Origin of the sequence: Microbulbifer harenosus (assembly GCF_005771435.1) — a bacterium.
Taxonomy (GTDB): Bacteria; Pseudomonadota; Gammaproteobacteria; order Pseudomonadales; family Cellvibrionaceae; genus Microbulbifer; species Microbulbifer harenosus.
Genome location: NZ_VANI01000018.1, coordinates 1 through 13,004, shown reverse-complemented (window position 1 = coordinate 13,004; position 13,004 = coordinate 1). Strand labels below are relative to the sequence as shown.

General features: G+C 55.3%; 10 protein-coding genes. 3 read left to right on the top strand and 7 right to left on the bottom strand.

Annotated elements, in window-relative coordinates; translation table 11 throughout:
- Positions 1–27: 27 nt before the first annotated feature.
- Both FDY93_RS15945 and FDY93_RS15940 read left to right on the top strand, forming a co-directional pair.
- Positions 28–414 (top strand): VOC family protein, encoded by a 387-nt coding sequence (locus FDY93_RS15945; protein WP_138236762.1) that lies wholly within the window; start codon positions 28–30, stop codon positions 412–414.
- 49 nt (positions 415–463) lie between these two features.
- Entirely contained in the window at positions 464–1,396 is a 933-nt protein-coding gene (locus FDY93_RS15940) for an SDR family oxidoreductase (RefSeq protein ID WP_138236761.1), read from the top strand.
- Between the two features lie 10 nt (positions 1,397–1,406).
- Here FDY93_RS15940 and hisC read toward each other — a convergent pair whose 3' ends face one another.
- The 3 genes from hisC to FDY93_RS15925 all read right to left on the bottom strand — a co-directional run bounded on the left by hisC (position 1,407) and on the right by FDY93_RS15925 (position 4,993).
- Positions 1,407–2,501 (bottom strand): histidinol-phosphate transaminase, encoded by a 1,095-nt coding sequence (gene hisC / locus FDY93_RS15935; protein ID WP_138236760.1) that lies wholly within the window; start codon positions 2,499–2,501, stop codon positions 1,407–1,409.
- 87 nt (positions 2,502–2,588) lie between these two features.
- Positions 2,589–3,641 carry an FHA domain-containing protein gene (locus tag FDY93_RS15930; protein ID WP_138236759.1) on the bottom strand — a complete coding sequence of 351 codons (1,053 nt, stop codon included), beginning with the start codon at positions 3,639–3,641 and terminating at the stop codon, positions 2,589–2,591.
- On the bottom strand, positions 3,632–4,993 hold the full coding sequence (locus FDY93_RS15925; protein ID WP_246068611.1) for a S1C family serine protease: 1,362 nt from the start codon (positions 4,991–4,993) through the stop codon (positions 3,632–3,634). The genes FDY93_RS15930 and FDY93_RS15925 overlap by 10 nt, the downstream gene beginning before the upstream one ends.
- A 1,472-nt stretch (positions 4,994–6,465) precedes the next feature.
- Here FDY93_RS15925 and FDY93_RS15920 point away from each other — a divergent pair.
- Positions 6,466–10,140 (top strand): S8 family serine peptidase, encoded by a 3,675-nt coding sequence (locus FDY93_RS15920; RefSeq protein ID WP_171019014.1) that lies wholly within the window; start codon positions 6,466–6,468, stop codon positions 10,138–10,140.
- A gap of 288 nt (positions 10,141–10,428) precedes the next feature.
- Here FDY93_RS15920 and FDY93_RS15915 read toward each other — a convergent pair whose 3' ends face one another.
- From FDY93_RS15915 to FDY93_RS15900, 4 genes are all read right to left on the bottom strand, one after another.
- The gene (locus tag FDY93_RS15915; RefSeq protein WP_138236757.1) at positions 10,429–10,980 is read right to left on the bottom strand and encodes a hypothetical protein; all 552 of its coding nucleotides are present in this window, start codon (positions 10,978–10,980) and stop codon (positions 10,429–10,431) included.
- On the bottom strand, positions 10,977–11,891 hold the full coding sequence (locus FDY93_RS19805) for a hypothetical protein (RefSeq protein WP_246068610.1): 915 nt from the start codon (positions 11,889–11,891) through the stop codon (positions 10,977–10,979). The genes FDY93_RS15915 and FDY93_RS19805 overlap by 4 nt, the downstream gene beginning before the upstream one ends.
- Before the next feature lie 88 nt (positions 11,892–11,979).
- Positions 11,980–12,531: a hypothetical protein gene (locus FDY93_RS15905; RefSeq protein WP_138236756.1), complete on the bottom strand. Its 552-nt coding sequence runs from the start codon at positions 12,529–12,531 to the stop codon at positions 11,980–11,982.
- The coding region (locus FDY93_RS15900; protein ID WP_138236755.1) for a hypothetical protein at positions 12,532–13,004 on the bottom strand (473 nt) is incomplete at its 5' end.

Here is a 13,004-nt window from a genome sequence, read left to right as displayed (position 1 = left end):
AAACAAATCTCCAAAAGGAGGTCTGAGGTGAGTCAGTTTTCAGGGATACAAAGCGTCATCTACGGCGTCAGTAATCTGGAAGAAGCCAAAGCGTGGTATACCACCCTGTTGGAAGTGGAGCCCTACTTTGAAGCCGAAAGCTACGTCGGCTTCAGTGTCGGCGGATTCGAGCTGGGGCTCGACCCAAATGCGCGCAATGTGATCAGCCGTGCCGACGGCGTCGTCGCCTACTGGGGCGTTGCCGATATCGCCGCCCAGGTCGAGCGTATGAACGGCCTCGGCGCGCGCCAGCACGGTGAAATTGTCGACGTGGGAGAGGGCATACTCATGGCCAGTTTCCTCGATCCCTTTGGCAACGTCTTCGGGCTGATTCAGAATCCCCACTTCCAACTGACACCAGCCCTGTCCGATTGAGTCGGATTTAGACACAGCGCAGTTTTGGACGCAGTTTGGGAATAGAAACGTGAGCAAGCCCCCCGCCAACCGGTTCCGCCTCTCTGATCAGAATTTCGCCGCCGAAAGCCTGGCGCAGATTGGCCGCGGCTATGTGGTGCCGGACCGGGTGGCGCTGATTACCGGTTGCTCCAGTGGTATTGGCCGCGAACTGGCGCTGGCGCTGCACGCGCGCGGTACCATCGTCATCGCCACCGCCCGCCGCGCCGAGGCCCTGCAGGAACTGGCGGATGTGGGCATCGCCACCGAGGCGCTGGACGTGAACAACCAGGCGGACATCAACCGCGTGGTGCACGCCATCAAGACCGCCTACGGGCGCTTGGATATCCTCGTCAATAACGCCGGCTACGGCCAGATGGGGCCGCTGTTGGAGCTGGATACCCGCGCATTGGAAGCCCAGTTCCGCACCAATGTGTTCGCGCCGATGGCGCTGGCGCGGGCCTGTGCGCCGCTGCTGAAATCCCGCCGCCACGGCGTGATCTGCAATATCGGTTCCGTCTCCGGCGTTATGCCGACACCCTTCTCTGGCGCCTACTGCGCGTCCAAATCCGCCCTGCACACTTTGTCTGATGTGCTGCGCCTGGAGCTGAAACCCTTCGGCATCCGTGTGGTCACGGTGCAGCCGGGGGCCATCGCGTCGGAATTTGGCCGTCACGCCGAGACTTCGCTGCGCGGCCTGCTGGCGCCGGACTCCTGGTACAAACGCAGTGAAGACCATGTGCGCGCCCGCGCCTTGGAATCCCAGCAGAACGCCACCCTGGCGCGGGATCTGGCCAAGCGCCTGGCGGCCGAGCTGCTGCGCAAGCGTCCGTCCACCCTGCTCAGGATCGGCAACAAGAGCAGCCTGCTGCCGTGGATGGCGCGCTGGCTGCCGCGCTGGCTGCGCGACCGCATCCTGTCCAAACGCTTTGGGCTGAAGCGGCTGCAGCTCACCAATCCGTAAGCGCGGCCACTTACAGTACTTCCCGGCAGGCCTCCACCAGCGCCGTCATCTCCTCATCCGTGCCGATACTGATCCGCAGGTACTCGCTGATGCGCGGCTTGTTGAAATAGCGCACGATAATGTTGCGCTCGCGCAGGGCCAGAAACAGCGCTTCCGCGGAAATTTTCGGCGGCTTGGCAAAGATAAAGTTGGCCGTGGAGGGAATAATCTCGAATCCCAGCTCGAGCAACTGTGCGCAGGTGTGCTCGCGCGTGGCGATCACTTTTGCGCAGTTGTCTGCGAGCCACTCGCGATCCGCAATCGCCGCCGTCGCCACCTTCTGCGCGATGCCGTCGATGGGGTAGGAGTTGAAGGAATTCTTCGCCCGGTTCAGCCCCTCGATCAGGTGCTCCTGGCCGAGGGCATAGCCAACCCGCAGGCCCGCCAGCGCGTGGGACTTGGATAGCGTGTGCACCACCAGCAGGTTGGGGTAGCGCTCAATCAGGGAAACCGCGCTGTCGCCACCGAAATCAATGTAGGCCTCGTCGATCACCACCACGCGCTCGGGGTGCAGTGCCAGCAGTTTTTCGATCTCCGCCAGCGGCAGGTAGCGCCCTGTGGGCGCGTTCGGATTGGGGAGGATCACGCCGCCAGCATTGTCGATCGCGTAATCCTCCACCGCGATGGAAAAATCCTCCCGCAGCGGCAGGGTGCGCGCCTCGATGCCATAGAGCTCGCAATACACCGGATAAAAGCTGTAGGTGATGTCCGGAAACAGCAGCGCTTCCGGGCGCTGAAAGAAGCTGTAGAACGCGTGCGCCAGCACCTCGTCGGAGCCGTTGCCCACAAATACCTGCGCCGGCGCCAGGCCAAACTGCGCGGCGATGGTCTCGCGCAGCTCGGTGGATTCCGGATCGGGATACAGGCGCAGGCGCTGTGGTAACTGCGGGTCCTGCAGCGCCGCCTGGGCCTTGGGCGAGGGCGGGTAGGGGCTCTCATTGGTATTGAGCTTGATCAGGCGTGCGGTGGTTTTCGGCTGCTCACCCGGCACATAGGGGTGGAGCCGGGCTACCGCCGGGCTCCAGTAGGGGTTGCCGGGGATCTGATCATTGGTGGGCTCGGTCATGGCATTCACTCCTTGGGCGCCGAGGATCATTGCGTTGCTGGATCGGCGGGCGGAGATTTTATGCCGTGTGCGCGCAGACTGCGATGGCTATTCGCCGCGAATTTCCTCGTCGTGCGTATCTTCTTCCGTCGAATCCTTGTTTGCGCTTTTCTTGCCTTTCTTGTCGTCCGACTTCTCTATCGGTATATCGAACAGCTCCGGCGCGTCGGCGAGGAATTTCTCCAGTGGTACCGGCGTACGGAACAGCCAGTCTTTCGATTTCAGCTCCGTGGACACCTGCGGTGATTCGCTGAATTCATCCATATTGCCGACCTCTACTGCCGCGGCGAAGCCGAGGAAGCTCCACGGCAGCAGCACCGAGCCCAGTAGTCGCCAGTGTGGGGCGACATTCAGCGCCAGATAGGTGGCACACCACAGCATCACCGGCAACAGCACCGCCAGCGCGAGGATATTGAGCAGCGGCAGTACCTGACTCAGGTTGAAGTTGAAGTTGAGCAGAGTGCCGAACCACTGCCAGCCCGCATAGATGAGGGCTGCAGCAGCCGCGATGGAAAGATGCGCGAGGAAATGCGCCTCGTGCTTCACCACCTTGCCGATAAATGCCCAGGCGGCGGCGTATATCAGCAGACCGATGACTGCATCGGTGAGCACCTTGACCGCGCCGGTCCACTCCAACTCGCTGCTGGTGCCGAGCCACGCGAGCCAGAGACTGAGGCCCGCCACCAACAGGCACAGTGTCGCTGCCACAAGCGGTGTCGCCAGGCGGTCGAACACCGTTTCCGCCGAATGCAGGGGGACGGCCGGTGCCACACTCATGTCGGTATCGATAAAACGCACCCGGCTCTTGCCGAGTTGGATTTCGTCGCCGCAGCGTATCTGGTGCTCGCGGATTGCCGCAGGCTTGATGGATTTGTCGCGAAAATTGCGCACCAGGCGCAGGCCATTCAGGCTGGACAGATCTCGCAGCACATAACAGCCGTCTTCATCCCTCACCACTTCCGCGTGTACTGGATCCACGTGGGGGTCCTCCAGCATCACCGCGTTGTCGTAACAGCGCCCGATGGTGGCCCGGTCACCATCCATGCGATAGCGGGCACTTACCCGGTGGGCACGATTGATTTCTTCGATAATCAGTGCCATTGAATCTCGCTCACAAACTTGTCGGTAAACGCACTGGCAGACTCTTTGGTGAATCCGGACAGGGTAAAGTGGCTTACCAGCGCGCGGTTGGCCTGGTCCACGGTAAGGCTTACGTAAAACACATCGTAGAGATCCGGAAATTCCTTATAGCGACGCACGCAAAAAGACGTGCGCGCAATGGCGGGCTCCGTGTTGCCATTGGCCCTGGGCGGCTTCTGTGTACTGCTGTCATCGGTGCTCTGGTCCGCACCGTTGCGCGGGTGGGTGGTGAACTGTTGCTTGCAGTTGAATTCGGTCACATCGTCTTCGCCGGCACTGTTACCCGGGTAGAAGCCGCTCATCTCGTCTTCATAGGCGCTGTAAAAACGTGAAGAGGCCAGTGTATCGTCGGATTCCAGCCAGAAGAATTCATACTCCACCCTCCCGGTATCAAAGGTCTCCGACAGGTACACCACGTCCTGGCCGGTACAGCCCTTGGCGACCTGCTGGATGGGTTCGTCCTCATCGTCGGTGGAGTTTCCCCAGCATTGTATCGCCGGCACGATTTCACCCACTACCAGCGCATCGCCCAGAGGACGCAGTTGCCAGTCGGCGTTCAGAATCTGGTCGATGATGCGCTGTTGATTATTGTGTAACTGACGGTTAATCACTGGCTGCAGGGCGATGGGACCATTACCCGCAGTCATTTCTTTGCGGAAATCCGCGAGCAGCGCAACCAACTTGTCCACTGGCACCAGGAAACTGATCTGATTGCCTGCCGTGGCCACATTGATCCCCACCACTTCCCCATTGCGATTGACCACCGGGCCGCCGCTCATGCCCGGATTGATGGAACCGGAAAAATGGATGCGGTCGTAAAAGCTGCCGGTAGCAATACCGTTGTAGGTGCCCGGCACAATGGTCATGCCGAGATCCAGCGGGTTGCCCATGGAAACGATGGTTTCTCCTCTGCTCGGTGGATTCTGCGCAAGGCGCAGGGAATCCGGTCCCGGCTCGCCCTTTTGACGCAGGATCGCCAGATCGTTGATCACGTCTACATCCAGCAGCTCAAGATCCCCTTTTTTTCCATCCACCGACAGGTATCTAAGAATGTATCGTTCCGGGTCGTGCACCGCCTCCGATACGACGTGGTAATTGGTGACAATCAGTCCATCAGGAGAAATCTGGAAACCTGAGCCCAGACCCGCCTTGGAATTGGAGGACTGTTCGATCAGGCGGATCTGGTACAGACTGCCGCGGTAATCGCTGTAAAGCTGCTCATAGCTTTGCGCATTGGCAAAACTCGCGATAAAAAGTAGCGCGATAACCGACATAATGGCGCGGTAATTGGGGCGCGTATAAATTCTCGACATTGTGGATAGGTCAGCGCTGTTTAATTTATGGACGAAACGGCCGCCGATATTACGGGATCGGCTGCGGCCCAACAAGCAAATGGCGGCCAGCACATAAACCAGCCGCGGTAAGTTAAGCACCAATTTTAAAGTGTAGTGAAAGCCCAAGCATCGCGTCGCGCCGCCATACCGGGTCTGATTCGATATCCGGCTCCCGCATCTCCCATCATGCCGGACCTGATCCGACATCCAGCTCCCGCATCTCCCGTCATACCGGACTTGATCCGGCATCCAGCCCCCGCAACACCCGTCATGCCGGACTTGATCCGGCATCCAGACTCCAGCACCTGGATCCCGGCATTCGCCGGGATGACGAGTAGAGCCGGCGCCATAACAACCTTCGTGTAATGACGTGTAATGGCGTGTGATCGACCTGTAATGGACTTCTGCGTAAATTGGGCTTCAAGGTTGAAGGGGACGCGATGCCCGGCCGTCACAGGAGTCGCGGCAAGGTGGATTGCAGTCACCCTGTTACCGGTGTCCATCATGGAAGGTGGAACAAACAAGGGAAGCGACGGAACTGCTTCCCTCACCGGCAACAGCACAGCGCCCTTCAGCCAGTTTGCCAAAGGATTGGTAGTTGCCCATTTCCCACAGAGCCAATAGGGAATGCCGGCAACAGATCAGGAAGACTTCGGCGCAAGCTGAACAGTCAGGCCGCCCGGTAACCACAGAGCCTAGGAAGCCGGGAATGTGGGAGGGCCTGGCAGAGGCACGGATGCCTCATTTCGCTCTTGATAGTGTTGTTGTAACCGTAGATGGCTGGGACCATCTGATTCATACCGGCAGTAAGGATGCTTACTGCCGGTTTTTTTTATATCCGCGGAGGCGCGGTAAATTATCCGCGATCGCGCCAACGGACAGCTCCATTTCATACATATCAGCAATGTGTGTAGGGATGCTCTGAAAGCTATCGACGCTCTACCTCCAGCTCAATTCGAAAACTCGTTTTATTAGTGTGCCAACTCAGTCGAAACTACGTGGCTCAAGCAAGTTGTCTCCGAGAAACGAGGAATGCTTCATATTTCACTCTCCGCCCCAAGAGGGGAGGAGGCACCCCCTTGGTATGAGTGTCAAAGTCTCGACCCGGTAGCAGGTTAGATTTTGAAGGGATGCTTCTATAGCTACGCTAACTGTATCAGCAGCTTAGGTATTCATAACCGCCCTTTTTACCTCTATGCCTTTCTCTGAAGGATCAGTAGTCAAGCAATAGGTATGGAAGCTAAACCCATCTTTTTCATCCTGATAAAAAGTATATTCATAATATTAGCGACTTCTGGTTATTAATATTTTTGAAACGCTTTTGTAAGAATTTTTTTACTTCTACCAAAAAACTACTTTTTGAAAGAGACTTCACTTCTTAGAGGGAATTTATGTTTTCTAGGTGTCGGTTCCGGATTAGAGCCAAAGCTTTGGCTACGGGGATTGTCGGTATGCTTGCATTTCCGGCCGCCTTTGCACAAAACGTCCAAAGCCCGTTGGGGGATGAACTTCAGTTCGTTCCTAACCAGGTAATTGTTCGGCTAAAAGGTGAACCGAACAAAAATGGAGCACAGTCTCCATCACTGAGGAGTAATTCAGCCATTGGCGAGCTTTCGCGTAAGTACAAAGCGAAGAGCAATGAAAAAGTGTTTAAAAACTTGCCAGGCAATGCATCGCGAGTAACATCCGCCTCCAGATCAGCAAAGTCGGCGCTGGAAAATGTATTCATTCTCAAATTTTCGTCTGACACCGACGTGCGAGAGATTGTTGATACCCTGCGTACAGAGTCGAACGTTGATTACGCCGAACCGAACTATATCTATACCACAAGTTATACTCCCAATGACCCTTACTTTGGCTCCTTCAACTCCTGGGGGCAAGGTTTTGACGATCTGTATGGGCTGAAAAAAATGTCCATGGAGAATGCCTGGGATAATTCTCAAGGCAATGGGGTTGTCACCGCGGTAATTGATACAGGGTTGGACTTTAATCACCCGGATATTCAGGGGCAGATTTGGATTAACACCGACGAAATCGCATCCAATGGCATAGATGACGATAACAATGGCTATATTGATGATGTCTATGGGTACGACTTCATCGGGGAAAGTATATCGAGCCCATTAAACCCCGGTGCCAACCCTGATAATGATCCCACCGATGGTCACGGCCATGGCACACATGTCTCCGGAACCATATCAGCTACCGGCAATAATGATACGGGCGTTATCGGCGTTGCCCCCGAAGCCAAAATCATGGTGGTCAAAGGATTGGATGACAGCGGCAACGGCCTGGCAACCAGCCTCGCAAACGCATTGATTTATGCCGCAGATAATGGCGCACAGGTAATTAATAACAGCTGGGGCGGGTACGGAGATTCCAGCTTAATTAATGACGCTCTCGAATACGCTTATGGGCAAGGCTCTGTATTGGTTGCAGCGGCGGGTAATGAAGACAGGCCTGCAGCATGGCCTCACCCGTCCAACCATCCACTGGTGATCTCCGTGGCCGCCGTTGATCAAAGTGACGTCAGGGCTGGCTTTTCCAATTGGGGAGCAAAAATTGACGTTGGAGCCCCCGGAACAAGCATACTCTCGCTGCTTGCCGCCGACTCTGGGTTTTCCCAGAGTGGAAATCGCGTGGTAGGCCAGAACTACCTGGAAATCGACGGAACCTCAATGGCTGCGCCCCATGTAAGCGGCCTTGCAGCCTTGTTGCTTGCACAGAACCCGTCACTCAATCAAGAACAAGTGCGGCATATCATTACTCAAACCGCTGACGACGTAATGAATCCTGGCTGGGATGCAATGTCTGGTCATGGTCGTGTTAACGCGGAGTCAGCCTTGAATTATGTGGGTACTCCGCCTGATATTTTCGTTCAGATTACCTCCCCCGAACCCTGGTCCGCCAAAGGCCATAGTCAAGAAGTGCGAGGCACTATTGTCGGAACCAACTTTTCTCATTATGAATTGGCGTACGCTCACTATACGCCGGATCATCAGCTGGCATTTGTAACTATCACCTCAGGTACAGCGGAGGGAGAAGATCAATTACTGAGCCAATGGGATATCTCCAGTCTGCCAAGCGCCCTTTATATTCTCCGCTTGCGCGCCTTCAATACCGACGGCCGATTCAATGAGTCGCGCGTGATGGTGCGTGTAGACAATCAACTAAAACCAGGCTGGGCTAAAGCTGTATCCGAAAACGGCCATAGCTTTGGACTTAGAATTAACCGAGCTATTGCCTTCGAAGATCTGGATAATGATGGAACCAAAGAAGTCATTACATTCGGAGATTTCACGGTAAATGTGTGGAATGCCAGCGGTCAACCGCGTCCCGGTTTCCCGGTCACATTACCTACCCCAGTGCTTGCCGGCCCTACTATTACAGATCTCAATAACGATGGCTTTAAGGAAATTGTGGTCAGTGTGTGGGCGGACGCCTCACAGGCCGGCCCAGTGTGGGCGTTCCAACACGATGGCAGTATCGCGCCAGGTTTCCCAGCGGGCCGCCCGGTACAGAATCAGGCGCCGACAGAACTATTTCATCAGGCCCCCGTTATCGCCTCTGATCTCGACGGCGATGGCCAGATAGAATTAATTTACAACATAAAATTCCAGCAACAAGACCCGGATCTTAATCGCAAGGGGCAGCATTGGCTGGGAGTCCTAAATGCCGACGGCAGCTCTAGATCCGGCTATCCACTACTTTTGGACGAACATCATAGTTATGAAACTGTGCACATGAGTGTGGTGGATATGGATCATGATGGTAAAAAGGAAATTATCGTAGGTGTCAATTCACCTCCAAGCCAGACCGGCTTCAGCGCTTACCGTTACTTACGCTACTACGATGTAAATGGTAACGTGAAACGCGAATTCACGTTCGATGATAAAGTATTTCATTTCCGCGACTTCCAAGTTGCCGACTTTACTCGAGACGGAAATTACGAAATTTTCTTTTCCGCCAGTGTGCGGCGTACCACCTCCGAAGAATCCTCTAGCCAAGGCTACCTGATTGACCGCAATGGCAATTTCCTGCCAGGTTGGCCGGTAGGCTATCCGGATATTCTGGATACGCAGAATGGAACCATAGCCGTAAATCTGGATGATGACCCACAACTGGAGATTGTCGAAGTTGTAGGTCGCAATACTATGATGGCATTCGAGACCGACGGATCTATGGTGAACGGCTTTCCCACGGAAGCTGTCAGCAAAGGCTTTCCCATCGACTTTGTTTCCGCCAATATCGCAGATTCTTCCGGCACTGTTCTTATAGGTAACGATACGCATTGGGAGGGAGGTCTGCATTTTTACGATAACCTCGGCAATGAAATTATCGACTTATATAAGGATGTGGATACAGGATTCAGCTCGCCAGCGGTTTCGGACCTGGATAACGACGGTCGCCTGGAGGTGGGCATAAATGCGTTGGACGGGCGTGTATACATATGGGAGCTGGATACACCAAGCGGTGTTGAAGAACCTACGGAGTGGCCGACCCTCTGGGGTGATAACCAGCGCACAAACGTGATTCCTACTGATGTGGAAATAAACCCATGGCAGCGTACGGTGGTATTTATTTACGGTGACACTCAATCCGGCCAGGATATGTTTGTTCTCGGCGGTATAGACCACAATTATGCCAACACTGTACTGGGCAGAAACTGTGATACCAGTAACTTCGAGTGCTCGATTCCTATTCGGCACTTAAATCTATTGAATACTACTACCGCCCCGTGGAAATCAGGCGACAATTATCTCGACTGGTATGGGCCCGAGCCCGCGCAAAGTACCCAAGCAATGGGTACGCCTTTGGATTGGACCACTAACCTGTGGCCGGATAGCTGGGGCACCAAGCGCACAGTAAGCGTAGACGGATTTGGTGAGACCCCACTTAACCGTTGGGGGCAACATTACTGGATGTTGGATGTAGAGATGGATTGCTCGAAAACGGTCAACGGCTGGTTTGAAGTAAAATCTTATATTTCTGGCGGACCCGGTTGGGAAGCCGACGTCGATCAGCCCGGCCGTCCCTGGGACTCCGGCAACCATTTCGCACAATGTGGCAAACTGAACGCTTTCCGCCTGGGCGAAAGCGCACCAGTGACAATTGAAGACCTGTAATTAACTCCAGTTTCGGAGCGCGATACGCCCCGGGGGGTAATTCTTAACAAGAATATCCTCCGGGCTACTCCGTATCGTCAGGAAATCCTCCAACTCACATGTTGATGCTACGGCCAACGTAAGGCGGTTTCTAGCGCGCGAGCCTTAAGTACATACGGAGGTATCAGGGCAGATCGGCGAGTTCCGTGGCGGGCTGGAGCTTTTCGCGGGTAATGGCGGTGGGGCAAAGTCGAGTACCTGCACGATTTCACGTTTTTGTCTCGCTACAGGTGATTCGCTTCCGACTCTTTACAGCTCGCCACGGCGATACTTTTCTCCCAGGTCTTTGATCAGATCCAGCAGGCCAGCCTCGTAGAGGAAGTTGTCGGCGAAGGTGATTTGCTGTGGCGAAAAGTGCTCTGCCCTAGGCACCAGGCGACTTTTTCTAGACCAGTTGACTATGGTATAGCCACCCACGCCCCGGCCTGCGTTCATGGCGCGTTCAATGCACAGCATCTCGCCCTCCACATCCTCGTCGGCGCTGGTCATAGCACCGGCGTGCAGGCCACCTTGGGCCGGCGGTTTGCGAAACTCGGTGAGGGCATCGGCGAACCAGGGTAAAACCCCCAAGGGGAAATCGGCCTGCGAGCATCGGTACTTGAGCGTACCATTTTTACGCAGCCAGCTGTCAGCCTTCAATATGCTCAGGTGATCTCTCTGCTGTACGAAGACAACGGTATCACCCTCGTTAGGTTCCGTTGTTCTCGCCAACTCCACGGCGCCATACGGCAGTTTTTCGTGGTGCTCGATTCTCGGTAGTTGTTCTTTGACCGGGTATTCCGGTTTTTGTATCCAACTCATTTAAACCCCTTGGAGACATAGGCAATAGCGCCGGCCTCTTCCAGTTGTTGCAAGTTGACCGGTTGCCGCTCGAAGTTCAGCGTTTCCATCGCGCCGTAGTGATTGCCGGACCCGGCGATCTTGTCCCGGGTCAGACCATTGCCCTCGTAGTACTGGTTGTTGCCCACGGTGCCCTGCATTTCCATGCGCTGTTTAAGGAGGTCTTTCTCTGCTTCGGAAAGACCGGTGGTATCCAGATACCTCCCAAACGCCTCCGTATTGGTAGACCACTTATTTTTCAGATCGCCACTGTCTACCGCCTCCTGGTAGTGCCACCCATACTGATCCTGAAACTCGGGCGTCATAACCGTGTCGGTAAATTCCTTAGGGAATTCCTTCGGCAACTCCCGGTTGGCAAACTCACTGACCTTGTCAAAGGTGGCCGGCACGCTTTTCACACCGGTGAGAGGCGCTGCCTTTTCGGTGTCGATGACAATCAGTGTGTACTCGGCGTTGGGATCGTAGTCGAGGCCAAGCTTGTCCGAAATCAGGCGCGCATTGGTATCGGCATCCTCCAACTGATCGAAGCTGGTGGACCAGTACTTGGCGCCGTTGCCGCTGACGCCTCGCATGGGCGCACCTAGCATGCCCGGTGCTCTGTTGTTGGTCAGGTGGCGGCTTTCCATAAAGCGGACCTGATAGCGTTCCTTCGAGATATCGCCGGTTTCGGCCAGAGCTTTCAGCTCGGCGTCTGTGTATTTGGGGTGGTAGCCGTTGCGGGCAATTTCATCCGCCATAGAGTTCAGGCGGCTGACGGCATCCTCGAGAGACGTGGGCGGGATGCCTTTGCGTTGGCTGAAATCGGTTTTCTCATGGGGTTTCGGTTTCTTCCGGGTATCGGGGACGACCTCGGCTGGTTTGGCAACCTCCACTTCTCCGAGACTTTCAAAGTCCTGGAGACCGAGCGCCTGAACGATTTCACGCTTTTTTTCCCGCTACAGCTGCTTCGTTCCCGAGTATTTACAGCTCGCCGCGACGATACTCTTCTCCCAGATCTTGGATCAGATCCAGTAGGCCGGCGTCGTAGAGGAAGTTGTCAGCAAAGGTGACTTGTTGTGGCGAAAAGTGCTCTGCTCTAGACACCAGGCGGCTTTTTCTAGACCAGTTGACTATGGTATAGCCACCCACGCCGCGGCCTGCATTCATGGCGCGTTCAATACACAGCATCTCGCCCTCCACGTCCTCGTCGGCGCTGGTCATGGCACCGGCGTGCAGGCCGCCCTGTGCCGGTGGCTTGCGGAACTCGGTGAGGGCATCGGCGAACCAAGGCAATACCCCGAGGGGGAAATCCGCTTGTGAGCATCGGTAGTGGGGCGTGCCATCTTTAAGCAGCCAGCTGTCGGCCTCCAATACACTAAGAAATTTTCCCTGCCGCACAAATACAACCGTATCACCTTCATTCGGATCTGTTGTTCTTGCCAGTTCCACGGCGCCATCCGGCAGTTTTTCGTGATGTTCGATTCTGGGTAGTTGCTCTTTTACCGGGTATTCCGGTTTTTGTATCCAACTCATTTAAAACCTCTTGGAGACATAGGTAATGGCGCCCGCCTCTTCCAGTTGTTGCAGGTTGACCGGCTGCCGCTCGAAGTTCAGCGTTTCCACCGCGCCGTAGTGGTTGCCGGACCTGGAGTTCTTGTCCCGAGTGAGGCCATTGCCTTCGTAGTATTGGTTGTTGCCCACGGTGTCCTGCATTTCCATACGCCGCTTAAGGAGGTCTTTCTCTGCTTCAGAAAGATCGGTGGTGTCCAGATAAACCTCGAAATCATTGACTTTCGTGGACCATTTACTCTTCAGGAATTTTTTATCCACGGCCTCCTGGTAATGCCACCCATATTGATCCTGAAACTCGGGCGTCATAACCGTGTCGGTAAACTGCTTGGGAAATTCCTTCGGCAACTCCCGGTTGGCAAACTCACTGACCTTGTCAAAGGTGGCCGGCACGCTTTTCACACCGGTGAGAGGCGCTGCCTTTTCGGTGTCGAAGA